Origin of the sequence: Lentzea sp. HUAS12, from assembly GCF_024125735.1 — a bacterium.
Taxonomy (GTDB): domain Bacteria; phylum Actinomycetota; class Actinomycetes; order Mycobacteriales; family Pseudonocardiaceae; genus Lentzea; species Lentzea albida.
Window position 1 is genome coordinate 9,385,292 of sequence record NZ_CP099738.1, and the last position, 25,672, is coordinate 9,410,963.

Annotated in this window: 18 protein-coding genes; 11 read left to right on the forward strand and 7 right to left on the reverse strand. The window is 71.0% G+C overall.

Annotation, left to right across the window (positions count from 1 at the left end; genetic code table 11):
* Window positions 1–41 precede the first annotated feature (41 nt).
* The 10 genes from ND450_RS44250 to ND450_RS44295 all read left to right on the forward strand — a co-directional run bounded on the left by ND450_RS44250 (window position 42) and on the right by ND450_RS44295 (window position 17,606).
* The gene (locus ND450_RS44250) at window positions 42–911 is read left to right on the forward strand and encodes a tachylectin-related carbohydrate-binding protein (RefSeq protein WP_253323895.1); all 870 of its coding nucleotides are present in this window, start codon (window positions 42–44) and stop codon (window positions 909–911) included.
* 38 nt (window positions 912–949) lie between these two features.
* The gene (locus ND450_RS44255) at window positions 950–2,902 is read left to right on the forward strand and encodes a tachylectin-related carbohydrate-binding protein (RefSeq protein ID WP_253323896.1); all 1,953 of its coding nucleotides are present in this window, start codon (window positions 950–952) and stop codon (window positions 2,900–2,902) included.
* 51 nt (window positions 2,903–2,953) lie between these two features.
* Window positions 2,954–3,253 (forward strand): hypothetical protein, encoded by a 300-nt coding sequence (locus ND450_RS44260; RefSeq protein WP_253323897.1) that lies wholly within the window; start codon window positions 2,954–2,956, stop codon window positions 3,251–3,253.
* 261 nt (window positions 3,254–3,514) lie between these two features.
* The gene (locus ND450_RS44265; RefSeq protein WP_253323898.1) at window positions 3,515–4,306 is read left to right on the forward strand and encodes a PP2C family serine/threonine-protein phosphatase; all 792 of its coding nucleotides are present in this window, start codon (window positions 3,515–3,517) and stop codon (window positions 4,304–4,306) included.
* Window positions 4,303–5,529, forward strand: coding sequence for an FHA domain-containing protein (locus ND450_RS44270; RefSeq protein ID WP_253323899.1), 1,227 nt, complete (start codon window positions 4,303–4,305; stop codon window positions 5,527–5,529). Before ND450_RS44265 ends, ND450_RS44270 begins: the two co-directional genes overlap by 4 nt.
* Entirely contained in the window at window positions 5,526–7,076 is a 1,551-nt protein-coding gene (locus ND450_RS44275; RefSeq protein WP_253323900.1) for a serine/threonine-protein kinase, read from the forward strand. Before ND450_RS44270 ends, ND450_RS44275 begins: the two co-directional genes overlap by 4 nt.
* Before the next feature lie 25 nt (window positions 7,077–7,101).
* The gene (locus ND450_RS44280; RefSeq protein ID WP_253323901.1) at window positions 7,102–13,269 is read left to right on the forward strand and encodes an Ig-like domain-containing protein; all 6,168 of its coding nucleotides are present in this window, start codon (window positions 7,102–7,104) and stop codon (window positions 13,267–13,269) included.
* Window positions 13,270–13,283: 14 nt separating this feature from the next.
* Entirely contained in the window at window positions 13,284–14,252 is a 969-nt protein-coding gene (locus tag ND450_RS44285; protein WP_089914261.1) for a MoxR family ATPase, read from the forward strand.
* A 1-nt stretch (window position 14,253) separates the two neighbouring features.
* Entirely contained in the window at window positions 14,254–15,390 is a 1,137-nt protein-coding gene (locus ND450_RS44290) for a DUF58 domain-containing protein (protein ID WP_253323903.1), read from the forward strand.
* Window positions 15,387–17,606, forward strand: a complete 2,220-nt coding sequence (locus ND450_RS44295) for a transglutaminase domain-containing protein (protein ID WP_253323904.1) — start codon at window positions 15,387–15,389, stop codon at window positions 17,604–17,606. Before ND450_RS44290 ends, ND450_RS44295 begins: the two co-directional genes overlap by 4 nt.
* A gap of 4 nt (window positions 17,607–17,610) precedes the next feature.
* Here the strand turns inward: ND450_RS44295 and ND450_RS44300 are convergent, their stop codons facing one another.
* Window positions 17,611–18,894, reverse strand: a complete 1,284-nt coding sequence (locus ND450_RS44300) for a sodium:proton antiporter (RefSeq protein WP_253323905.1) — start codon at window positions 18,892–18,894, stop codon at window positions 17,611–17,613.
* Between the two features lie 62 nt (window positions 18,895–18,956).
* Entirely contained in the window at window positions 18,957–19,517 is a 561-nt protein-coding gene (locus ND450_RS44305) for a TetR/AcrR family transcriptional regulator (RefSeq protein WP_253323906.1), read from the reverse strand.
* 113 nt (window positions 19,518–19,630) lie between these two features.
* On the opposite strand from ND450_RS44305, the gene ND450_RS44310 reads away from it, so the two are divergent.
* Entirely contained in the window at window positions 19,631–20,062 is a 432-nt protein-coding gene (locus ND450_RS44310; RefSeq protein WP_253323907.1) for a DUF6069 family protein, read from the forward strand.
* A gap of 4 nt (window positions 20,063–20,066) precedes the next feature.
* Here the strand turns inward: ND450_RS44310 and ND450_RS44315 are convergent, their stop codons facing one another.
* Genes ND450_RS44315 through ND450_RS44335 form a run of 5 tightly spaced genes read right to left on the reverse strand, consistent with a single transcriptional unit; the run spans window position 20,067 to window position 25,494 of the window.
* The gene (locus ND450_RS44315; protein ID WP_253323908.1) at window positions 20,067–21,068 is read right to left on the reverse strand and encodes a LacI family DNA-binding transcriptional regulator; all 1,002 of its coding nucleotides are present in this window, start codon (window positions 21,066–21,068) and stop codon (window positions 20,067–20,069) included.
* A 28-nt stretch (window positions 21,069–21,096) separates the two neighbouring features.
* Window positions 21,097–22,419 (reverse strand): GH1 family beta-glucosidase, encoded by a 1,323-nt coding sequence (locus ND450_RS44320; RefSeq protein ID WP_253323909.1) that lies wholly within the window; start codon window positions 22,417–22,419, stop codon window positions 21,097–21,099.
* Entirely contained in the window at window positions 22,416–23,237 is an 822-nt protein-coding gene (locus ND450_RS44325; protein ID WP_253323910.1) for a carbohydrate ABC transporter permease, read from the reverse strand. Before ND450_RS44325 ends, ND450_RS44320 begins: the two co-directional genes overlap by 4 nt.
* A complete protein-coding gene (locus ND450_RS44330; protein WP_253323911.1) occupies window positions 23,237–24,211 on the reverse strand; it encodes a carbohydrate ABC transporter permease in 975 nt (324 codons plus the stop codon). Before ND450_RS44330 ends, ND450_RS44325 begins: the two co-directional genes overlap by 1 nt.
* Window positions 24,211–25,494: an ABC transporter substrate-binding protein gene (locus tag ND450_RS44335; protein WP_253323912.1), complete on the reverse strand. Its 1,284-nt coding sequence runs from the start codon at window positions 25,492–25,494 to the stop codon at window positions 24,211–24,213. Before ND450_RS44335 ends, ND450_RS44330 begins: the two co-directional genes overlap by 1 nt.
* Between the last annotated feature and the right edge of the window lie 178 nt (window positions 25,495–25,672).

Genomic DNA, 25,672 nt, shown 5'->3' on the forward strand with positions numbered 1-25,672 from the left:
CTCCCCGGCGACGAACTGGGACGCCTCTGGGAGAACTCGCCTTGAGAAAGAAGCTGAGATCGTTGTGCCTGGCCGTGGCCGGGATCGCCGCGACCGCGTCGGTCGTGACCACCGGCGCGGCGGCCGCCGCCGAACCCACCTGCGGGCCGGTGGCGCACATCTTCACCATGCAGGCCGACGGCGACCTGTGGCTCTACGAGCACGCGGCGCCCGCGACCGGCGGGTTCGAGTGGGCGGGCGCGAAGCAGATCGGCTCGGGCTGGGGCGGCAAGACCTTCGCCGGTCCCGACGGCCGCGTCTACAACATCACCACGGGTGGTGAGCTGCGCCGGCTGCGGTACAACGGCACCGGCTGGGACACCTACCCCGGCGGCGGCCAGTTCCAGACCATCGGGTGGGGCTGGCAGGCCTACGTGCAGGCGGCGAACCGCGGCAAGATCACCGTGGACGCCGACGGCTCGATCTACACGCTCGAAGGCGACCAGCTGCGGTGGTGGCGCTACGACGAGCAGGCCGGCGCGTGGGCTCCCGGCAGCGGCCGCGTGCTCGACACCGGCTGGGGCGACTTCGACCTGATCGCCGCGAGCGGCAAGGGCGGCCTGCAGGCGCAGGACCCCGCCCACGCCCTGCACCGCTTCCGCTACCACGCCGAGACCGAGCAGTTCATCGTGCGCGACGTCGTCCCCGAGGCCGGCTGGGAGCGCTACGGCAACCTCTTCTCGCCCGGTGGCGACCTCTACTACTCGGTGCGGCCCGACAACGGCGAACTGCGCTGGAACCGGTTCACCGACGACCCCGGCTGGCAGAGCGTCCTCGGTTCCACGATCGGTTCGGGCTGGGGCACCGACATCGACGTCACGGCGACCACGAACGACTGCTCGATCACCCTCCCCGGCCCGGCCGGGAGCTAGACCGCACCACGACAGTGATCGAACGACTGGGGGAACAATTGAAGAAGAAGCTGAGATCTCTCGTGCTGTCCGCGGCGTTCGCCGCGGGCGCGGTGACGGCCGTCGCGACCGTCACCGCGGGCACGGCGTCCGCCGCGGAGTGCGCGGCCACCGCGAACATCTTCACGATGCAGGCGGACGGCGACCTGTGGCTCTACCGGCACGCGAGCCCGTCCGGCGGTGAGTTCAGCTGGGCGGGAGCACAGCAGGTCGGCTCGGGCTGGGGCGGCAAGACGTTCGCCGGCCCCGACGGCTGGCTGTTCAACATCACGACCGGCGGAGAGCTGCGCCGGTTGCGGTACAACGGCGGCGGCTGGGACATCATGCCCGGCGGAGGCCAGTACGAGGCGATCGGCTCGGGCTGGGAGAAGTTCGTCCAGCCCGCGAACCGCGGCAAGATCACGGTCGACTCGGACGGCTCGATCTACACCCTCGAGGGCGACCAGCTGCGCTGGTGGTCCTTCGACCAGGAGAACCGCCAGTGGGCGCCGGGCAGCGGCCGCGTGCTCGACCAGGGCTGGGGCCGGTTCGACCTGATCGCCGCCAGCGGCCAGGGCAGCATCAAGGCGCGCCACAGCTCCGGCGTCCTGCACCACTTCCGCTACGACAGGATGAGCGAGCGCTTCACCCTGTACGAGACCGTCCGCTACCGGAACACCTGGCAGGCCGACACCATGCTGTTCTCGCCCGGCGGCGAGGTCTACTACACGGTGCGGCAGAGCACGGGCCAGCTGATGTGGAACTCCTTCCAGGAGGACGTCGAGAACGGCTGGCGGTCGCCGGGCGGAACCGTGGTCGGCACCGACTGGGGCACCGACATCGACATCACCGCGACCACGAACGACTGCGCGGTGCCCGGCTACTGGGTCCCGAGGAACCCGGCGACCGTGGACCAGGACGCGACGCCGATCGCGTACGTGAGCCCCCAGGGCGCCGCCCACCTGCTGCGGGTCGAGCCCGGCAACTACCTCACGGACCTGCGCGACAGCGGAGCCGGCTTCTGGATCTTCGAGCCGTTCAGCCCCGACCAGACCGGCGCCTCGAACGTGGTGCCCGGCCCCACGTCCGGGTCGGAGACCTTCGCGTCCACCAGACTGGCGGGCGGCGACGTCGAGCTGCACACGCTGGCGGCCAACGGGCGGTGGCAGAGCCAGGTGCTCAAGGGCGCTATGCGGGTGGCCCCGTCGCTGGTCCGGCGGCCGGACGGCACGCTGGTCGTCTACGCGATGGGCGACAAGGCGAGCCAGGACCACCTGTGGGACGGGCAGCTCTACTACCGCGAGCAGCTCGCGAACGGCGACTTCCTGGCGTGGAAGCGGTTCGGGGACGGTCTGTACGACGAGTCGCCGAGCGTGGTCAACCGCGGCAGCGAGGTGACGCTCGTCGGCAGGCACGGGTCCCTGACGTCGTGGTTCCGCACCGGGGCGGACGGCGTCCCAGTCGAGAAGGGCCGGCTGCCGTACGTGGTCGGCCCGCGGCCGAAGCTCGTGCAGGACGCCGCCGGCCGGATCCTGCTCGTCGACGTCGGCGCCCGCGAGGGCGAGGGCGCCGGTGAGGGCGCCTTCGTGCTCAGGGAGAAGGCCGACCGCAGCGGCTTCGAGAGCAGCTGGACGTTCCTGCCCGACCTGCCGGGAGCGCCCGACGCGGAAGACCGCCAGGTCGACGCGGTGGTGATGCCGAACGGCTCGCTCGCCGTGTCGCTGACGGCCGGCGGCAAGGTCTACGTGACCACCTCGAAGGGCGCAGCGGACGGCACCGAGTTCCACCCCTGGCAGCAGGTGAGCCCGGAGGGGATGAACGCCGTTTTCGCCGAGCCGACCACCATTCGGATGGACGCGGGTGTGCTGAACGTGGTGGCCGTGTCGACCGAGAACTCGTACTGGCGCTTCGGCTCGTCGGTTCCGTTGAGCCCGACGACCCCGTTGTCGTTCAACGCCGCGCGGCTGGGCTAGCCACAGGTGAGGAAGCCCTCAAGGCGACCAGGATTGTCAGACTCGCTTCGTATGCTGGTCCTTCGCCCAGGTGTTGCCGAACGGCTCGGTGGCCGTGACGGTGATTGGCGACTTCCGCCGGCCGCTCGTGACGACGTCGACGGTGCCCGGTGTGCCCGCGGGTTCCACCCGTGGGCGGCGGTCGCACCGGACCTGGAGCACGTCTTCCTGGACGCGCCGAGCCTCGGCCTGACGAGGTCGGGTGACGTCGTGCTCACCGAGCGGCGCGGCGACCAGATCCACCACTGGCGTGCCTCGGTGCCCGGTGACCCGTCGGCACCGCTGCAGTTCACCGGCGGCCGCATCAGCTGACCGTTCGGCACCGCGACGCCCCGGCACCTCGACGAGGTGCCGGGGCGTTTCCCTTTGCCCGAAAAAGCGTTGCCACATTTCTTCCGCGGCGGTTCTGAGCACCGCCGATTCATCACTCCTATATCGCACTTCTGGGTGAATTGCCTGATCAGGAGCGCGCTGGAAGGCCTTTTCCATCGTTGCGCGAAGCCCGAACGTTTCCGTTTCGTCGTGGCCAGTTTTTGTCGCCTTTTCCGCCTAACGCTCGGCGCGGTGCGAGCGATGAGACGTCCGAACGGCGCAGCGGAGGAGGTGCGGGGGAGCACGATGGGCGAGATCAGGACCGGTGTCACCACGCATCCCGGCGTGGTGCGGGACGTCAACGAGGACAACGCGATCGCGGGCAGACGCGTCTTCGCGGTGGCCGACGGGGTGGGCGGGCACGCGGCGGGCGAGGTCGCCAGCGCGTTGCTCGTCGAGCGGCTGCACGAGCTCGACCGGCTTCCCGCGGCGGGCCCGGAGGACGTCCGCGCGGCGCTCGCGGCCGCGGGCCGGTCCCTCGAGGAGGCCGGGCACGCCGGCATGACGACGGTCGCGGGCATCGCGCTCGTCACCGTCTCCGAACGGCCCCATTGGGTCGTGTTCAACGTCGGTGACTCGCGCGTCTACCGGTTCGACGGCACGGCACTGACGCAGCTCACCGTCGACCACTCCGAGGCGCAGGAACTCGTCGCGGCGGGCCTGCTGACGGCCGACGAGGTCAGGACCTACCCGCGCCGCCACGTCGTCACCCGCGTGCTGGGCAGGGCCGGCATGTCCGACCCGGACCTGTGGCTGTTCCCGCCGCGCGCCGGGGAACGGTTCGTGATCTGCACCGACGGCCTGAGCAACGAGGTCGCGGACACCGAGATCGACGAGGTGCTCCGCTCCCACCCCGACGCACGCGAGGCGGCCGCCGCCCTGGTCGACCGGGCCCTCGCCGCGGGTGCGCGCGACAACGTGACGGCTCTCGTGGCCGACTACGCCGTCGTCGCGGACGCCAGCTGTGACACGGCGCCGCGGAGCCCGCGATGAGCGCCGTCGAGTACGTGCCGGGCACGTGGGTCGCGGTGGTGGGGGAGCGGACGTGGCTCCTGCTGGCCGTGGCGCCCGAGTCCGGCCTGGTGCGCCGCTGCTGGGACCTCGTGCGGACCGACGAGCCCCTCGACGAGGTGCTGGCCGGGATCGTCCACGAGGGGTTCCGCGCGGTCAGCGGGTTCGCTCTCGTCCGGCTGGCACCCGGCGAGAAGCGCGCGGTGGTGCGGGGCGCGGCACGGCTGCAGTTCGCCGACGCCTCCGGTGCGGTCGACGAGATCAACGCGGCGGGCGTCGGCACGTGGGTCGACCGCAACCTCGGTGAGGTGGCGCGGATGCGCATCGCGACGGGTGCGGCCGGGCCTGCCCTGCCGGTGCGCGGCGGGGTGGTGCTCGCGGGCGAGCTGGCGGTGTCGTTGTCGGACACGCCGCAGGAAGACGTTGCAGGACAGGAAGAAGTGGTGGAGCTGACGGTCGTGCGGGACGAGCCGCGGACCGCTCCGCAGGTTCCTGCCGCACCCCCACCCCAGCCCCAGCCCGCACCCCACTTGGCCGCCGTGCCGCAGCCCCTGCCCACCCCGCCCGTACCCCAGGTCACCCAGATCACCGGTGTCATCCAGTCCCTCGACTGGGCGCCCCCGGCACCCGCCGCCCCTCGCCCCGAACCGGCCACCGTCGTGCAGGCCGAACCGGTCACCGACACGGTGCTGCGCACGAACGTGCTGTCCCCCAACGAAACGCGCATGCTGCACCCCGGCAGCACCAGCGGTCCGCAGCTGGTGCGGGCCAAGAAGTGCCCGGCGGGGCACCTCAGCTCGGACTACGCCGTGCACTGCCGCGTGTGCGAGGTGCCGCTGCCGGAGCAGGACGCCGCCATGCTGCCGATGCCGGTGCTCGGCCTGCTGCGGCTGTCCAACGGCGACACGATCACCCTCGACCGCAACGTCGTCATGGGCCGCGACCCCAGCGGTGACCGCAGGGGCGTCAACCTCGTGCAGGTCGGCCGGGAGAACGACACCGAGATCTCGCGCACGCACGTCGAGGTGCGGCTGGAGGGCTGGGACGTGCTGGTGCGCGACCTCGGCTCGATGAACGGCACCTCCGTCGCCCGCCCCGGCTGCCCGCCGCAGAAGCTCGCCGCGCACATCGAGGAGTTCCTCTACCCCGGCACGCGCGTGGTGCTCGGCGACCAGTTCTCGTTCACCTTCGAGGTGAACGGATGACGGAGAAGCCACCGGAGATCCCGCACTTCGAGTACCGCGGCGACATCGGCGGCGGCGGTTTCGCCATGGTGCACCGCTACTACCACCGCAAGCTCAAGCGCGACGTCGCCGTGAAGGTGCCCAAGGCGACCGGCCTGTCCGACGCGGTGCGGGAGCGGTTCATCGCCGAGGGCGAGTCGATGGCGGAGCTCGGCAACCACCGCAACGTCGTCACCGTCTACGACACGGACACCGCCGCCGACGGCCGCCCGTACCTGGTGATGGAGTACTGCCCCGGCGGCGACCTCGCGAAGCTCTCCGGCCGCACCCCGTTGTCCGTCAAGGAGGTCCTCGACATCGGTGTGCAGGTCGCCGGTGCCATCGAGACCGCGCACGAGCGCCGGATCCTGCACCGCGACATCAAGCCCGCGAACATCCTCATGAACGAGTACGGCAAGCCGTGCCTCACGGACTTCGGCATCGCCGGCCGCTTCGCCGAGCAGGACGAGGACGGCCAGGTGATCCTGTCCGTGCCGTGGTCGGCGCCCGAACTGCTCGACAGGTCGGCGGTGGAGCAGGGCGGCGTGCCCGCGGAGGTGTTCTCGCTGGGCGCCACCCTGTGGCACCTCCTGGTGGGCCACTCGCCGTTCATGCCGCGCGGCACCGACAACTCGCTCGCCGCGATCGAGCAGCGGATCGTGTCCGGCTGGCTGCCGACCGGCCTCGCCGCGCCCGCCGACCTGCAACGCCTGCTGGCACGCGCGATGGCGAAGAACCCGGCGGCACGGCCAGGATCCGTGCGCGAGTTCGCCGTCGGGTTGCAGCGGATCCAGAAGGCGCAGCGGTTCGGCGAGACCGAACTGGTGCTGATGCCCGCCCCCGAGCCGGACGAGCCGGTGGCCGCCGCGTCCTTCGTGGCACCGGAGGCGCCACTGGCACCGCCGACACGGCAACGGATGCAGCCGGTGTTCGTGCCGCAGGAGGTGAAGCCGGCGCCGCACACGACGGCACGAGCCGCGGCACCGCCGCCGCTGCAGCTGCCGCAGGCCCGGCCGGTGCCGCACACCACGGCCCGCTCGCCCGAGCCGCCACGCCCGCTGACCGTCGACGCGCAGCGGACGCAGCTGCGCAACCCGGTACCGGACAACGTCATCCGGCCTTCCACGCGGTCCCGCTGGCCCCTCTACGTCGTCGGTGCCGCCGCCACGGCGGCGATCGTCGGCGTTGGCCTCTTCCTGCTGTCCGGCGAGGACAAGCCCACCGGCCCGGTCACCACGACCATCACCGACGACGTCCCGGACCAGAACGCCGGCGCGGGCGGCGCCCCGCCCGGCAGGCCCGAGATCACCGCGACCCGCCTGGACGGCACCAAGGTCCGGTTTGCGTGGACCTACTCGGCCCAGCAGGCGACCGACACGTTCTCGTGGCGGACCTCCACGCAGACCGGCACCGCGAAGGAGCCCCAGATCGAGGTCGAGGGCGCGAACCCGGTGTGCCTGCAGGTGAAGGTCGTCCGCGCGGACGGCAGCAACGCGACCGCGGAGTGGTCGCAGGAGAGCTGTGGCTAGCTCCCGGAACCCGGCGAGGGGAACAGTGGGATTCTTCAGGAGGCACCGGACCACGCTCGCGTCCGGAACGGTGCTGGTCCTCGCGGCCGCCTCGCTCGTGGCGTACGCGCTGACGTCCACCGGCAACCCGGTGCGGCAGGTCGACCTCAACGACGGCGGTGTGTGGGTCACGAGTGATCGCGACGGGCTGTTCGGCAGGCTCAACAAGCCGGTCGGGTCGCTCGACGCGGCGTTCAACCCTCCCGGCGGGGCGCAGCAGAACTACCAGCTCGACGTGGTCCAGGACGCCGCCGCCGTCGTGGCGAGGGACCGCGCGGGCGGCAAGCTCTACCCGGTGGACGTCGCCCGTTCGGTGACGGTCCAGGACCGCGGGCTGGCGCTGCCGAGCGGTGGTCAGGTCGCGCTCGCGGGCGGCACGCTCGCCGTCCTCGACCCCGCCGCGGGCAAGGTGTGGGCGCTCCGAGTCGACTTGCACGCCGGCGTGAGCGCGCTCGACCAGCTCAGCCAGGAGACGCCGCCGCTCGCCACCCTCGACGCCGCCGACACCGCCGCGCTCGCCGTCGGGCTGGACGGTGTGGTGCACGCCGCGTCCGCCAACGGCCGCACGGTCAAGGTCGTCCCGGCGGAGTCCGGCTTCGGCGAACCCGAGTACGGCAAGCTCGCGAACTCCCCGAAGGCGCCGAGGATCACCGCGGTGGGCGGCGAGACCGTCGTGCTGGACGCGGAGTCCGGCACGCTGTTCCTCCCCGGCGGCCGCACCGCGCAGGCCGGGCGCGAGTCCGTGCTCCAGCAGGCCGGACCGGAGGCGGCCACCGTCGTCGTGGCGTCCCACACCGGGATGAAGGCCTTCCAGCTCAACGACGACGGAGCGGAGACGTTGAGCGAGGGCGTGGACGGCGCCCCCGCCGAACCGGTGCGGCTCGGCGAGTGCGTGCACGGCGCGTGGGCCGGTGCGTCGGGCGGCTACTTCCGTTCGTGCGACGGGAAGAAGGCGTCGGCCGGCAACCTGCGGGACGCGAAGGCGTTGGTGCAGCCGGTGTTCCGGGTCAACCGCAGGGCGATCGTGCTGAACGACGTCGCGACCGGCGCGGTCTGGGACCTCAGCAGCCAGCGCAAGGTCGACGACTGGCAGTCGGTGAAGCCGCCGCCCGAGCAGAACTCCAGTGACAAGGACAAGAACGAGAACACCACCGAGTCGGCGAAGGACAAGCCGCCGAAAGCCACCGACGACACCCTGGGCGCACGCCCCGGCCGCACGACCGTGCTGCACGTGCTCGACAACGACTCCGACCCGGCCGGGAACATCCTGTCCGTCACGGCCGTGAGCGACCTCGACCGCAAGGACGTCGGCCTCGCGATCGCCCCGGACGGCCAGACCGTCGAGGTGACGCTGCCGGAGCAGGCGCAGGACGCGCACTTCAAGTACACAGTGGACGATGGCAAGGGCCTGAACGCCACGGCCGCGGTCACCGTGCAGGTGCGCACGGAGTCGCAGAACGAGCCGCCGGCCGTGCGCAAGGGCGCCGAACCGCACGAGTGGTCCGTCGCCTCGGGCGGCCGGTTGACGTTGCCGGTGCTCGCGGACTGGCGCGACTTCGACGGCGACCCGGTGGTGCTCACCGAGGCCGTCGCCAAGGCGGGTGTCGCGACCACGACCAACACCGGGTTCGTCGAGTACGCGGCGCCGGTCGAGGCCGGTGACCAGCCGATCGACTACGAGGTCACCGACGGCGTCGCCGACGCGGTGGCCGGTGCGGAACGCGTGAAGGTGCTCGACCCGGCCGCGCCCGCCGCACTGCCGCCCGTCGCACGGCCGGACGTGGCCCGCGGGCAGGTCGGTGCCCCGGTCCTCATCCGCCCGCTGGAGAACGACCTCCCCGGCGCCGATCCCGTCGACCCCGCGGCCGAACTGCGGCTCGCCGCCGACGTGGCGCCGATCGCCGGCGCGTCGATCACCACCGACACCAAGACCGGCCTGGTGACGCTCACCGCCACCAAGCCCGGCACGTACCCGCTCGACTACACCGCCGCGTTCGGCAACGCGCCGTTCGCGAAGGGCGCCATCCGCGTCGACGTGGCCGCCGCTCCCGCCTCGCCACTGCCACCGGTCGCGATGCCGGACAACGCCGTGGTGCGCGGTCAGGAGCCGGTCGTCACCGACGTGCTGGCGAACGACTTCAGCCCGGCCGGTTCCGTGCTCGGTGTGCAGCACGCGGAGAGCGTCGCGGGACAACTGGAAGTGGCCGTCGTGAAAGGACGGTGGCTGCGGATCAACGCCACCGCGCCGGCCCTCGCCCGCAACCCGCAGGTCGTCCGCTACACCGTGACGGACGGCGTGACCGGCCCGATCACCGGCGAGGTCACCGTCACGCAGCTCCCACCGCCCGCCGACGACACCCCGGTGCCGAAGGACGACCGCGCCGCCGCCCGTGCCGGCGACTCGACCACGATCCCGGTGCTGGACAACGACATCTCACCGGCCGGAGCGCCGCTCTCCCTGCAGTCCAACGTGCAGGGCGCGCCAGGCAACGGCAGGCTGGCCGTCACCACCCGGGACGGCCGCCAGGACGTCGGCAGCGCCTACGTCTCCGGTGACGTCGTGCGGTATGTGGCGCCGGACAAGACCGACGCGCCGTTCGTCGCCGACATCTCGTATGTGGCCCAGAATCCCGACGGTGACCAGGCCGTCGGCCACGCGCACGTGACGGTGAACCCGGCGCCGACCCCGGCCAACCCGAACCAGCCACCGGCGCCCGAACCCGTCGAGGTGCGGGTCGTGGCGGGCGACCGGGTGACGATCACCGTGCCGTCGAGCGGCGCGGACCCGGACGGCGACTCGGTCGCGGTCACCGGCATCGCGTCCGCTCCCGCGCTCGGCCGCGTCGTCGGCATCGCCAGCACGACCCTGACGTACGAGGCGTTCCCGACGTCCAACGGCACCGACACGTTCGGGTTCGTGGTCACGGATTCGTACGGCCGCACCGGTGAGTCGCTCGTGCGCGTCGCCGTGGTGCCGCCGGGCGATCCGCAGCCGCCGGTCGCCGTGGACGACGTCGTGACGGCCGCACCCGGTGCGCGCCTCGCGGTGAACGTGCTGTCCAACGACGTGCAGGCGCCCGGCGACACGGTCACCGTCGAGCCGCTCGGCCCGCGCAACCCGTCGCTGCCGGGGGACGTGAAGGCGATGGACGGCCGGATCGAGCTGACCGCGCCCGACCTCACCGGCAAGCCACTGGTGATCACCTACGGCATCACGAACGGACTGGGCCAGCCGTCGATCGCGACGCTGACCGTGCGCAGCCGTGACGACTACGCGATCCCACCGGTCGCGGGCGAGCTGTTCCCCGTGGTGAAGAAAGAGGACAGCACGGTCGAGGTGGATCTCGCGGGCGCGATCGCCGACCCGGACGGCTCCGCGGACGGGCTGGAGGTCACCAAGGTATTCCACGACCAGGCGAAGGTGTCCGGGCGCAAGGCCACCGTGCCGGTCGGCGACCACCCGCGCACGCTCGTCTACGAGGTGAAGGACAGCTCCGGCGCCACCGCCGCGGGCCTGATCCACGTGCCGTCCAAGGGAACCGGCGCACCGCGGGCCGTCCCGGACAAGCTGATCACCGTGCCCGCCGACGGCTCGGTCTCGGTGCAGATCAAGGACTACGTCGACGTGCCGTCCGGCAAGCAGGCGAAGCTCACGACCACCGACAAGGTGACCGCCGCGCCCGTGACCGGGCTGGAGGCCCGCAACGAGGGCGACACCGGGCTCGTGCTGACCGCGCGCGGCGGCTACACCGGACCGGCCGCGGTCACGTTCCAGGTCACCGACGGCACCTCGCTCACCGATCCGGAGGGCAGATTCGCGCTGATCACCGTGCCGGTGCAGGTCGGACCGGACACGCCCGTGCTGCGCTGCCCGGCGTCCGCGCTGACCGTCGTCGAGGGCGGGCTGCCGGTGAAGGTCGACGTCACGTCCGTCTGCCACATGTGGGTCGCGGACCGCTCGAAGCTCGGCGACGTCCGGTACACCGCGACGTGGCTCGACCAGGTCGACGGCGTGTCGCTGGAGGGCTCCGGTGAACGCGTCCTGACCGTCACGGCGGCGGGCGGCGCGAAGCCGGGATCCACCGGCACGATCGAGGTCGGTGCCGGCGACGGCCCCAAGGGCAAGCTCGCCGTCAAGGTCGCGGCCGCCCCGCCGCCCACCGTGTCACCCGTGACGCTCGACGGCGTGAAGGCCGGTGACACCGCAACGGTCGACCTCGTCTCGTACGTGCGCTCACAGCTGCGTGACCCGAAGGTCTCGGTCGTCTCCGTGACCCAGGCAGGCGGTGCGGCGGCGAGCGCCACGAACTCCGGTTCGTCCGTGAGCATCACACCGAACGGAGAGGCGCACGGCGCGATCGACTTCAACGTCGTCGTGACCGACGTGGCCGACACCTCGCGTGACGATCGCAAGGTCACCGGCCGGATCAGGCTGAACGTGCTCGGCGTGCCGGACGCTCCGGGCGTGCCGGTGCCGGGCCGGACGGTGCTGAGCAAGGTCGTCGAGCTGTCGTGGAGCTCGCCGTCGGGCAACGGCGCCCCGATCGACTCCTACGAGGTCGAGTACAACGGCGGCAAGCAGACGTGCGCCGCCTCGCCGTGCACGATCACGGGCCTTTCGAACGGCACGGAGTACAGGTTCACCGTGCGCGCGCACAACCTCGTCGGCTGGGGCAAGGCGAGCGGTTCGTCGGCGGGCGCGCAGCCGAACACGGTGCCCGGCGCGGTGTCGGGCCTGACGACGTCGACCCCGCGCGACGGCTCGTTGCAACTCAACTGGACCGCGGCGCCGAACGAGGGCACACCCGTGCTGCGCCACGAGATCAGCTGGTCCGGCGGCGGCCGCACGACCGCACCGGGCGGCGCGACGACCGTGACCGCCTCCGGCCTCGACAACAACGCCCAGACCGTCTTCACCGTGATCGCGGTCAACTCGCAGGGCCCCGGCCCGGCGGTCACCGTGCAGGGCCAGTCCGCAGGTGCTCCACAGGCCCCCGCAGCACCGACCTTCACCGCCACGAACGCCGCGAACGCGCAGACCCGCGCCGTCACGGTCTCGTGGGGCGCGGTCGGTGCGAACGGCCCCGGCCCCACCACGTACACGCTGACCCGCACAGGCGGCGGCACCAAAACGGTGTGCACCAAGGTGACCGCGACAACGTGCCTGGACGACGGCCTCCAGAACGACGGCACGATCTACAGCTACACGGTCGTCGCCGCCAACGCCGCCGCCGAGTCCGAACCGGCGGGCCACACCTCACCCGCCAGCGCCCCGGCCCAGATGGAGGCGACCGCCACCCCGGACCCGATCACCGGCTTCACCGCCACCCCCACGGGTTCCGACGGCCAGGCGACGCTCAGGTTCGACGCCCCCGCCTCGCACGGCAAGTCGAACACCGTGACGTGCACGTGGTCCGGTGGCTCGTGCGGCACCTGGACGTACCCGACCGGCGGCCAGGCCGGCGCGACACAGACCGTCAACGGGCTGCCGAACGGCCAGCCGGTGACCATCAGCCTCCAGACGTGCAACGGCAGCGGTGGTGGCGCGTACGCCGGAAATCCGTGCAACAGCGCGGTTTCCGCCGGGGTGACGACGTACGGGCCGATGCGCGACCTGGTGCTGAACACCTCGACCAGCAACACCGTCGTCAACTTCTCCGTGTCGGTGAACCCGAACGGCAAGCCCGCCACCGTCCAGGTGACGACGAGTCGCGGGTTCAACCAGTCGTTCACCACGGGTGTCGGTGGGTGGAGCTGGTCGGGCAGCCAGGACGTTGGCTACTCGGCTCCGACCACGGTGACCGTGACCGTGTCTGATGCGGGAAGGCCAACACTGAGTCAGTCCCAGCAGCAGACCACACCGCCACCGCCGCCACCACCGTCGGTGACTGTCTCGAAGGGCGCCGCATGCCCGGCGAGCGGGTGCAACGGCACGGGAGTCTGCACGTCGAACGCGTGTGCCTACATCGTTGTTCGGACGGCCAACTTCTCCGGCAACGTGACCTGCACCTTCGACAGCGACCACGGCCCGGTCGGCTTCGTGAACGAGAACTTCGGTCCGAACGAGACCAGGCAAACGAGGAACTACTACGGATATCCGCGAGAACAGGTCTACGTCACCTGCGGTGGTGTCCGCGGATCAATGGTTTGGTAGTGGAGGAGATGAGCATGTCCGTTACGCCGCAACAGGCCCAGCTGTTCGCGCAGACCTTCGAGCAGATGGTGCTGAACATCTCCCGCGCCATCTCCGGCAAGGAGAACGTGATCCGCCTGGCCCTCACCTGCCTGCTCTCCGACGGCCACCTCCTGCTGGAGGACTACCCCGGCACCGGCAAGACCTCGCTCGCCAAGGCCCTCGCGAACACCGTGCAGGGCAAGGGAACCCGCATCCAGTTCACCCCGGACCTGCTGCCCTCGGACGTCACCGGCGTGCAGATCTACGACCAGCAGCGCGGGGTGTTCCGGTTCCACCCCGGGCCGATCTTCGGGTCCATCGTGCTCGCGGACGAGATCAACCGCGCGTCGCCGAAGACGCAGTCGGCGCTGCTCGAGGTGATGGAGGAGGGGCGGATCACCGTCGACGGCGAGACGCACCCGGTCGGGTCGCCGTTCATGGTGATCGCCACGCAGAACCCCATCGAGCAGGCGGGCACGTACCGGTTGCCGGAGGCGCAGCTCGACAGGTTCCTGATGAAGACCAGCATCGGGTACCCGGACCACAACGCGACCGTGGCGCTGCTGGCGGACGCGGCCACGCGCGACCGGTCGGCGACGGTGCCCGCGGCCATCGCGGCGAACGCCGTGTCGCAGCTGACCGCGCTGGCGGACCAGGTGCACGTCGACCCGGCCGTTCTCTCCTACGTCAGCCGGATCGCGGAGGCCTCGCGGTCGCATCCCGCCGTGCGGCTCGGGGTTTCGGTGCGCGGGTGCCTCGCCTACGTGCGGTGTGTGAAGACGTGGGCGTTGGCGCAGGGGCGGGCCCACGTCGTCCCGGACGACGTCCAGGAACTCGCGCATCCCGTGCTGGGGCACCGGATCCTGCTGCACCCGGAGGCGCAGTTCGACGGTGCCACCGTGGAGAAGGTGGTCGATTCGCTGTTCGCGGACGTCGAACCGCCTGTCCGGCGGGGTGTCTGAGATGGGGCTGGAGACCGTCTCGTCGTCCGGCCGGCTGCTCGCCGTGGCCTCCGTGGCGGCGTGGGGCCTCGGTGCCGTGCTCGGGTGGGACGAACTGGTGCTGCTCGGTGCGACCGGGGTGCTGTTGCTGGTGCTGGCCAGTGCGATGACCTTGGGGCACGGGTCGGTGCGTGTCGCCGTCGAGATCACCAAGCGCCGCCTGCAACCCGATGACTCCACGAGGTGCCTCGTCGAGGTCGAGCACCAGGGACGGCGGTCGTTGTTCGCGCCCGAGGTCGAGTTGCCGATCGGCAGGGACCGGGTCGAGGTGTTCGACCGCGGCCGGGAGGTCGAGATCACCGGGCTGCGGCGCGGGGTGATCGCGGTCGGGCCCGCCACGACGGTCCGGGGTGATCCGCTCGGTCTGCTGCGCAGGACCGTGCCGATGACCGAGGTCGTCGAGGTGTTCGTGCACCCGCTGACGGTGCCGCTGGAGCCGCTCGGCACCGGGTTGCTGCGGGACATGGAAGGCCGCACCACCGACGACATCTCGATGAGCGACCTGGCGTTCCACGCGCTGCGCGAGTACGTGCCGGGCGACGACCGCCGCCACATCCACTGGCGCTCCACGGCGAAGCTGTCCACGTCCACTCAGGACGGACGGTTTCTGGTGCGGCAGTACCTCGACTCACGACGGGCTCACCTCGTCGTCGTGGTCGACGGTCAGTCCTGTCCGGACGAACAGGTCTTCGAAACCGCTTTGTCCGCAGGTGCTTCCGTCGTGAAGCGCGCGGCGGCGGACGAGATCGACACCACCGTCGTCGCGGCCGGGCACGTCTGCGGCAAGGGGAGGGCGCAGCACGTGCTGGACGTGTTCGCCCGCGCCGAACAGGGCGGTCCGGTGCTGGCCGAGGCCGCGACCCGTGCGGTGGCCGCGGCGCCGGACGCCACGCTCGTCGTGCTGATCACGAGCGCGCAGCACAGCTACGCGGACCTGCGCGTGGCGGCGGCCGCGTTCCCGCCCGAGGTGCGCAAGGTCGTGCTGCGGGTGGACCCGTCCGCGCACACCAGGCGGGCGGCGAGCACCGCGTTCTCCGTTCTCACGCTGCGGCAGCTGAACGACCTGCCCGCGCTGCTGTCGGGAGGAACCCTGCAGTGACCGGACTCGTGCCCCGCCGCGACGACCTCGTCGACGCCGCCTTCCTCAGTGCGCTGTTCGTCGTGGCGCTCCTGGGTTTCCGCACCACCTACACCGGCTGGGGCTTCCTGCTGGTCGGCGGCACCGGACTGGCGCTCGGCGTGCTCGCGGGCCACGTCGCGTCGGCGTTGCGCCGCCCGATGATCGCCGTCGCGGCGATGACGGTCGCCGTGTTCTTCCTGCTCGGCGGTGTGGTGGCGATGAAGGCCGTGCCGACGCCGGACACGCTGGCCGGGCTCGCCTCCCTCAGCGTGCACGGCTGGAAGCAGCTGCTCACCACGCTCCCGCCGGTCGACGGCACCGGTCCGCTGCTGGTGCTGCCGTACATCCTCGGCCTGCTCTGCGGCGCGGGCGGCTTCACGCTGGCCCGCCGGGTGTCGCTGAGCGCCGCCCCGATCGGCGCGCCACTGGCCGTGCTGGCCGCGGTCGTCCTGCTGGGCACCGGCGAGGCCGCGGGCGTGCTGGGCGCGGTGTTCGCGGCGGCCGGCACGGGCTGGCTGTCCGTCCGCGCGGGCCGTCACCGCACCGGAGCGCGCGCGGGCGGTGCCAGGCGAACGCTCACCGCCGTCGCGCTGGTGGGCGTCGCGGCCGGGCTGGCGTTCGTGGCCGCCCCCGTCCTGCCGGGCACCGGCAGCGCGCACCGCCTGGTGCTGCGCAACTACGTGGAGCCGCCGTTCGAGGTCGGTGCCTACGCGAGCCCACTCGTCGGCTACCGCAAGCACACCAAGGACGCCAACCAGCTGTGGGACCAGACCCTGTTCACCGTGCAGGGCCTCCCTGACGGCGAACGCGTCCGCATCGCCACCCTCGACGGCTACGACGGACGGGTCTGGGGCGCCACCAACGACCCGGCGGGCGCCACCGACCCGTTGCAGCGCAACAACTTCCAGCGCATCGGCGTGCGCATCCCGGCCCGGAGCACCGGTACCGCGGCCGACGTGACGATCAGGATCGAGGCCGCGTACGCCACCGCCGACGAGCTCAGCGCGTGGCTGCCGACCGCGGGTCACGCCACGGAGATCGCGTTCACCGGCGAGCGCAAGGACGGCCACACCGAGAACCTGCGCTACAACCTCGCGACGGCGTCCGGCATCGTCGCCGACCGCCTGCGCGAAGGCGACACCTACTCGGTGCGCACGGTCCTCGCCGCGCCGGGCATCCCGGACGACGCCCAGCCGTTCGGCCCGCCGACCGTCCGCACCGGCGAACTGGCGTTCGTGCGCGGCAAGATCTCCCAGTGGACCGGCGGCGCGACGACGCTGGCCGAGCGACTGCGCGCGGCCGCCACGTATCTGCGCGACAACGGCGCCTACACCGACGGCGGCCCCGGCGAGACGGAGTACCTGCCCGGCCACAGCACCGGCAGGCTCACGGCGTTCTTCAACTCCAAACGGCCGGCGGGCAACGACGAGCAGTACGCCGCCGCGTTCGCGTTGGTGGCCAACGAACTCGGCATGCCGGCCCGCGTGGTGCTGGGCGCCGTTCCGGCCGGCGGTGTGGTCCGCGGCGAGAACGTCCAGGCGTGGGTGGAGATCCACCTGGCCGACGGCACCTGGGCGGCCATCCCGAACACCGAGTACATGCCGGACCGCTCGAAGCGGCCGGACCACCAGCCGCCGCAGGAGATCGAGAACACCGACGCGTCGGTCGTCCCGCCGCCGAACACGGTGAAGATGCCCAGTTCGCTGGTCGACGCGAGCCGCACCGACGCGTCCGGGGTGGGCTCGGGCGAGCTCGGCGGGCCGTGGCTCCCGGCCTGGCTGGTGCAGTTGCTGCTCGACGTCGCCACGGTGCTGGCACCGGTCGTCGCGGTGGTCGCGCTGATCACCGGCGGCAAGGCCGTGCGGCGCCATCGCCGCCGCACGAGGGGCAGTACCGCGACCAGGCTCGCCACCGGCTGGCGCGAGCTGGTCGACCACGCCCGCGACCTGGGTGCGAAGGTGCCGAAGGGCCTGACCAGACGGCAGGAGGCGACCCTGCTGGCACCGTTCGGGATCCACGGTCTGGCCGTGCACGCGGACGACCACGTGTTCGGCCCCGGCACCCCGGACCAGGCCGCGGTGGACGCGTACTGGGCGGCGGTGCGGGAGGCCAGGGGCCGCATGCGGTCCGCGGTGCCGCGCTGGCGGCGGTGGCTCGCGCGGGTCGACGTCCGCACGTTCCTGCCGGTGCGGTGACCGCTCAGACGTGGGTGTGCGAGGCGTCGTCGTGCTGCGCCTCCGCCTTCCGCTCGCGCTTGCGGTCGAGCAGCCACATGACGGGCGACGCGGAGAGGCCGTGCAGGAGGATCGAGCCGATCACGACGAGACCGATGGTCTGCCACAGTGCGTTCTGCTCGGCGAACTCGCCGTGCTGCAGCGCGTAGACCAGGTAGAACAACGAGCCGACGCCGCGCACGCCGAAGAAGGCGATGACCTTCCGTTCGCGGGGGCCGGTGCTGCCGCCCAGCAGCCCGATCCACCCCGCCAGCGGCCGCACGAACAGCAGCACCGCCGCGGCGACGGCGATCTGCTGCCAGCTCACGCCCGCCAGCAGACCGGTGGCCGCGGCGCCGCCGAGCAGGAACACGATCACCACGGTGAGCATGCGCTCGATCTGCTCGACGTACTGGTGCAGGACCCGGTGATAGCCGTGGCGGCGTTCACCGGACCGGATCGCGCACGCGCACACGAAGACCGCGATGAACCCGTACCCCTCGGCGAGCTCGGTGACGCCGTAGGCGAGGAACGTCGCCGCGAGGGCCACGAAGCCCTCCGCGTGCTCGGCCAGCCGGAACTTCTCCGACGGCGCCGAGAAGAACAGCTTCCGCAGCGCCCACCCGATCAGCACGCCGATGGCGAGTGCCGACGCGAGCCGCCACAGCACGTCCACCGCGAGCCAGTGCCCGAACCACCCCGACGGCGCCACCCCGGCGATGCTGATCGCGATGGCGGCGTAGGTGAACGGGAACGCGAGCCCGTCGTTGAGCCCGGCCTCCGAGGTGAGCGCGAACCGGGCCTCGTCCTCGTCGGATTCGGGGTTCTCGGCGGGTTCGGCGACCTGCACCTCACTCGCGAGCACGGGGTCTGTGGGCGCGAGCGCGGCCGCGAGCAGCACGGACGCCGCTATGCCGAGCCCGAGCACGCTCCACCCGAGCACCGCGACGGCGACCATCGAGAGCGGCATGGTGATCGCGAGCAGCCGCCACGTGCTGGCCCAGCCGTGCAGGCTGACCTGGCGGTTCAGTGCGAGGCCCGCGCCCATCAGCGAGATGATCACGCAGATCTCGGTCAGGTGCAGCAGCACGCCGCTGTGCGCGACGGGGTCGGGGTCGGGCAGCGGGTCGACGACCGTGAACGTCAGCGCGCCCGCGCCGAGGAACACCATCGGCATGGAGATCGGCGCCTTGGAGAGCAGCCGGGGCAGGAGCGCGGCGGCCAGCGTCGCCAGGCCCGCTCCGGCGTAGAGCAGGGGTCCTGGTTCCACCCTCGGCCTTCCGTCGAACTGGTTGAACTGTCGACGAGGTACCCGTCAGGGTGAACGACAAACTACGGCTGGTGGCCGTGCAGGAACCGCCTCACCACTGCTTCCGGGTCGGCGGGCGCCTGCGTGGCCAGCCGGTCGACCCGCCGGGCGAAGGACCGCATCATCAGCGGGCCGATCAGCGCGAAGAACGTGTGCCGCGGTGGTTCCACGACGAGGGCGCCACGACGTTGGTGGTGCAGGATGACCTCGTCCACCTTCGCCAGCAGCTTCTCCGGCTCGGCCAGCACCGCCGCCACCTCCGGGCTGAACTTCGCCTCCCGCATCAGCGTGAGCACGACCCCGCCGCGCGTCTCGTAGAGCCGGGCGTAGTAGCTCACGATCGTGATCAGGTCGGCGGTCACGTCGTCGCCCGGCGCGTCCAGGTCGAGCGCGAACCCCACGAAGTTGCTGCGCACGGCCTGGCGCAGCAGGTTCTCCTTCGAGGTGAACCGCCGGAACAGCGTCGCCTCGTTGATGCCGGCGGCGTCGGCTATCGCGCGGGTGGTCGCGCGTTCGTACCCCTGCTCGGCGATCACGGCCAGGACCGCGTCGAACACCGCCTCGTCGGCCACCCGACCTGCCACGCGTCCTCCTCGATCACCCATCAATGCAAGTACGTACTTGCAATCAGGAGACCGGAGTGGCTACCTTAATTGCAAGTGACCGCTTGCAATTAGCCTACCTAAGGACAGGGCCCATGGCCGACACCAGCCTCCCCGCTCGCTCCGTTCTCGCGCCGACCACCGGTGAGGTCGTCGTCGGCCTGCTCGGCGCGGCGGTGGTCTCGATCGCGGTCAACGCGCTGATCGCCCTGGTCGCGGGCACGTTCATCCCCGAAGGCACCGAACGCATGGGCCTCGCCCTGGCCGAGTACGCGCCCGCCACGGTGATCGGGATCCTGCTCGGCACGCTCGGCTGGTACCTCGTGCGCCGCTTCGCCGCGAACCCGCGGAAGCTGCTGCGCGTGCTGGTGCCCGCGGTCGTCGTGGTCTCGTGGATCCCGGACCTGGGCATCCTCGCGGGCGGCGCGTCGATCGTGAACTCGATCGCGTTGATCCTCATGCACGTCGTCGTGGCCGCGGCCGCCGTGCCCACGCTCTCGCGCGTGCTGCCTCTCGGCGCCAAGTGACGCCTCAGGTCGAGGCGCGCAGCACCAGGTCCGTCGGCAGGATCAGCGACGTCGGCTGTTCCCCGTTGAGCAGCCGGACGAGCATCCGCGTCATCTCGCGGCCCATCGCCTCGATCGGCTGGCGGACCGTGGTCAGCGCGGGTTGCGTGTTCCGCGCGGTGACGACGTCGTTGAACCCGACGACCGCCACGTCTTCCGGGACGCGCTTCCCGTTCTCCCGCAACACGTCCAGCGCGCCGATGGCCATCGCGTCGGACGCCACGAACACCGCGTCGAGGTCCGGGTGGTCGTCCAGCAGGAGCTTCATGCCGGCCGCGCCGCTGGCCTCGCTGAAGTCGCCGTGCGCCACCCGCTGGTCGCTCAGGCCCGCGAGCACCATCGCCTCGCGGTAGCCCATGAACCGGCCGTGACCCGCGTGGGTGTCCAGTTCGCCGGTGATCGTGGCGATGTTGTGGCGGCCCGCGGCGATCAGGTGCTCCACGGCCGTGCGGGCACCGCCCCGGTTGTCCGCGTCCACGTACCACTGCGGGGTGCGGTCGAGGGAACGGCCGCCGTGCACGGTCGGCAGGCCGCTCTCCTCGGCCATCTTGGACAGCGGGTCGTTCTCCTTGAGCGCCAGCAGCATCACGCCGTCGGCGCTGCGCGACTGGAGGATCTTCGCGAACCGGGCGCGGCCCCGTTCGGAGGCGGCGAGGACCAGCATCAGCTGCAGGTCAGTCTCCTCGAGCACCGCGTTGACGCCGGTGATCACCTCGGCGAAGAACAGGTTCGCGAACAACGCCGGGTCGTCGCTCGAGATCGCGAGCACGACCGCGCCGCGCCGCTGGGTCGCGAGGGAGCGGGCCGCGGTGTTCGGCACGTACCCGAGCTCCGAGATGGCCTTCTCCACCGCGCGGCGCGACTTGTCGCTGACGTGGCGGGCGTTGTTGATGACGCGCGACACCGTGCCCGTCGAGACACCGGCACGCTGCGCCACCTCCTCCAGGGTGGGCGGTCGCGTGGTCATGAACGCAGCCTATCAACGTTGTAAGCGCTCACAGGCCGCCCCGCCGGATCACGTCGGCGTACCACCGGGCGCTGTCCTTGAGCGTGCGCCGCTGGGTCGTGCGGTCGACGTGCACGAGCCCGAACCGCTGGGCGTAGCCGAAGGACCACTCGAAGTTGTCCAGCAACGACCAGGCGAAGTAGCCCTTCAGGGGAACCCCGCGCGAGACGGCCTCCGCACACGCCCGCACGTGCCCGTCCAGGTACGCGACCCGGCCGGCGTCGTGCACCTCGTCGTCGAACGCGGCACCGTTCTCGGTGACGTACAACGGGATCGCGGGGTGGTCGCGTTCCAGCCGCACCAGCAGGTCGAGCAGGCCGCCGGCGTCGATCTCCCAGCCGATGGACGTGCGCGCCCGGCCGCCGTCGAGGTGCTCGACGTGCTCCGACCCGACGTAGGCAGACGGGCGAGGTTCCGCGCCGTGGCCGACGAGCATGGGGGAGTAGTAGTTCACGCCGAGGAAGTCGATCGGCGCGGCGATGGTCTTGAGGTCGTCCTCCTGCACGAAACCGAAGTCCGTCACGGGTTCGAGGTCGCGCACCACGTCGTCCGGGTACTCGGCGAGCAGCACCGGGTCGAGGAAGAGCCGGTTCTGCAGGCCGTCGATCCGTCGGGCCGCGTCGAGGTCCTCCGCGGACGACGAGCCCGGTGTGACGGGGGACAGGTTCAGCGTGACGCCGACCCGTGAGCCCGGCATCGCCCGTGCCGCGAGTCCGTGGCCCAGCAGGAGGTGGTGGGTCGCGCGGATCGACGCGGCCGGGTCCCGGCGGCCGGGCGCGTGCCGTCCGGTGGCGTACCCGAGGAACGCGGAGCACCACGGTTCGTTCAACGTCGTCCAGTGCGTCACGCGGTCGGACAGAGCTTCGTGCGTGATCTGCGCGTACTCGGCGAACCGCAGCGCGGTGTCGCGTTCCGGCCACCCGCCGGCGTCCTCCAGAGGTTGCGGGAGGTCCCAGTGGTAGAGCGTCGGCCACGGCTGGATCCCGTTGTCCAGCAACGTGTCGACGAGCCGGGAGTAGAAGTCGAGCCCGCGCCGGTTGACGGCGCCGGAGCCGAGCGGCTGCACGCGCGGCCAGGCGATCGAGAACCGGTACGCGCCGAGCCCGAGCGACCGCATGATCGCGACGTCCTCGGGGTAGCGGTGGTAGTGGTCTACGGCGACGGCACCGGTGTCGCCGTTGTCGACCTTGCCCGGTGTCGCGCAGAACGTGTCCCAGATGGACGGTCCACGGCCGTCCTGCGCCGCCGCGCCCTCGACCTGGTAGCTGGAGGTGGCCGCGCCCCAGAGAAAATCCGGTTCGAACGTCGTCATGCCTTGACCGCCCCTTCCATGATGCCGCCGATGATCTGGCGACCGAACGCGAGGAACACGAGCAGCAGCGGGACGGTCGCGACCAGCGCTCCGGTGAACATGAGGGTGTAGTCGGTGTAGTAGGTGGTGGAGAGCTGCGACAGCGAGAACTGCACGGTCGGGTTGTCGGCTTCGAGCACCGCCAACGGCCACAGGAACTCGTTCCACGTGCCCATGAACGTGGTCAGCGCGAGGACCGCGGCACCGGGGCGCAACGCGGGCAGCACGATCGACCAGAAGATCCGGAACGTGCTGCAGCCGTCGATGCGCGCGGCCTCGATCAGCTCGTCCGGCACGGCCTGCTCGGCGTACTGGCGCATGAGGAACACGCCGAACGCGGACACCAGCGCCGGCACGATGATCGCTTCCATCCGGTTCTGCCAGCCCAGCTCGACCATGATCATGTACAGCGGGATGATGCCCATCTGCACCGGGATCATCATGGTGGCGAGGATGACGAGCAGCAGTCCGTTGCGGCCGCGGAACTTCAGTTTGGCGAACGCGAATCCGGCCAGCGACGAGAAGAACACGACGGACACGGTGACGACCACCGAGGTCAGCAGCGAATTCCACATGCCCAGCAGGAAGTTCGCGTCCTCGGCGGCGAACAGCCTGCCGACGTTGTCCCAGAGGTTCGGGCCGGGCGCGAGCGGTGGCGGCCAGTCGCCGACGACGTCGTTGGACCGGGTGGCGACGACGAAGAGCCAGTAGAGCGGGAACGCCGACAGCGCGATGCCCACGAGGAGCGTGGCGTACAGCAGAGGCTGGGTCTTGCGCATCAGCGGGACCTCCGCGTGATCAGGAAGTTGACGACGCCGAGCACCGTGATGAGCAGGAAGATCATCCACGCGACGGCCGAGCCGTAGCCGTAGTCGAAGTCCCGGAACGCCTTCTCGAACATGTACATCGACACCGTCTGGAACTGGCGCAGGCTGCCGCCGGAGATCGCGAAGCTCCCCTGGCCGAAGATCAGCGGCTCGGTGAAGAGCTGCATGCCCGCGATGGTGGACATGATGACGGTGAAGACGATGGCGGGCCGGATGTTCGGGACGGTGATGCTCCAGAACTGCCGGACCTTGCCCGCACCGTCCACGGTGGCCGCCTCGTAGAGGTCGCGGGGGATCGCCTGCATCGCCGCCAGGTAGATCAAGGCGTTGTAACCGGTCCACCGCCAGTTGACCATCGTGGCGATCGCGCTCCACGACGACCACTTGTCGGCGCGCCAGTCGACCGCGTCGACGTCCACGAGACCCAGCAGGCCGTTCACCATGCCGACGTCGCGGTCGAAGACCTGGCTGAACACGATGCCGACGGCGGCGACGGAGGTGACGATCGGCAGCAGCACGCCCATGCGCAGGAACGTGACCCCGCGCAGCCTCTGGTTGAGCAGGCTCGCGAGCACCAGCGCCATCAGCAGCTGCGGCACGGTGGCGAGCACGAGCATGCCCAGGGTGTTGTAGACCGAGTTCCAGAAGTCCGGGTCGCCGAACAGCGTGACGTAGTTGTCGAGGCCGACGAACGCGCCCGCGCCGGTGATGGTCCAGTCGTGCAGCGACACGTAGGCCGTGTACACCAGCGGGAACAGGCCGAACACCGCGAAGATCACGAAGAACGGCGCGATGAACAGGTACGGGGACCATCTCACCTCGACGCGCGAGATCCGGTCGCGCCACCCGGACCGCGGCCGCCGGGGTGGTGTGCTCCCGGCGGGCGCGGTGCTCGTGACCGGCCTCGGCCTCAGGTCCGTCTCCATCACTTGGCGAGGCGCTTCGCGTCGTCGACGGCCTTGGCCCAGGCCTCGTCGGGCCGGAGCTTGCCCTGCTCCACGGCGAGCAGCGCGTTGCCGACGCGGTCACCGATGGCGTTGTTGTCCGGGCCGAGGTAAACGGGCTTCAGGGCCTTGACGCTCTCCCCGAAGATCTTTCCCACGGGCGCGTCGTTGAAGTACGGGTTCTTGAAGTCCCGCACGACCGGGTCGTCGATGGCCTGCGGGGACGACGGGAAGTTGTTCTTCGCCTTGAACGCGGCGGTCTGGCCCTTCGCGCTGGTCAGGAACTTGGCAAGCTCGGCGGCTTCCTTCTGGTGCGTGCTCTGCGTCGGCACTGCGAGGAACGAACCGCCGCGCACGGCGCCGTTGCCGGGCACGCGGGTGACGTCCCACCTGCCCTTGTTCTCCGGGCCCGCCTGCTTCTCGATCGTGCCGAGCATCCAGGACGGGCACGGGATGGTGGCGAACGTGCCGTTCTTGAAGCCCGCGTTCCACTGTGGACTCCACTGCTCGATGCCGGCGGACAGGCCGGCCTCGACCATCTCGACCGACTTGTTCCACGTGTCCCTGACCGCGGTGTTCGAGTCGATGACGAGCTTGTTCGTGGCGTCGTAGTAGGTGTGGTCACCGGACTGCATCAGCATGTTCAGGTAGACGCTGCCGGTCGAGTCGTAGAAGCCGACGTCGGGCTTCTTCGCCTTGAACGTCTTACCGGTCTCCAGGTACTTCTCCCAGGTGGGCCAGAGCTCGCCGACCTCCTCGCGGTCGGTCGGCAGGCCGGCCGCCTCGAACAGGTCCTTGCGGTAGCACATACCCTGTGCGCCGACGTCCGTGCCGAGGCCGATCACCTTGCTGCCGTCCGATGTGGACGCCTGCTGCCACTTCCACGGCAGGAAGCCGGCCGAGAGGTCCTTGGCGCCGTGGTCGAGCAGGTTCACGAACTGGTCGGGCTTCGCCATGAACTGCGAGAGGATGCCCTCCTCGATCGCCACGACGTCGCCCGCGCCCTTGCCGGTGGCGAGCCACTGCTGGAGCTTCGGCGTGTAGTCGCCGAGCTTGCCGATGTTCTCCTCCTTGATCTTGATGCCGGGGTGGCTCGCCTCGTACTCCCGGTACAGCTCGTCGTAGCCGAACTGGCTGAACGTCTTGACGATCAGCGTGACGTCCCCCGACGCCGAGCCGGCGGCACCGCCGCCGCACGCGGACACGGCCACCAGCGAGCCCAGCAGAGTCGTGGCGAGCAGAGCGCGCCTCGGTCGAACACCCATCGAAGAACCTCCAGTCGGCGGATGGTCCGCAAGCGCTAACACACAAAAGTGATCGCTTCAGCGGCCACTGGAACACCGTTCACCTGCTGCGACGCTGCGGCGTGTGCCGGTGTGCGCTCATCCGGATCGGGATGAACTGTGAGCGCTTACAGGACTGTAACCACGAGTTCATCGGGAT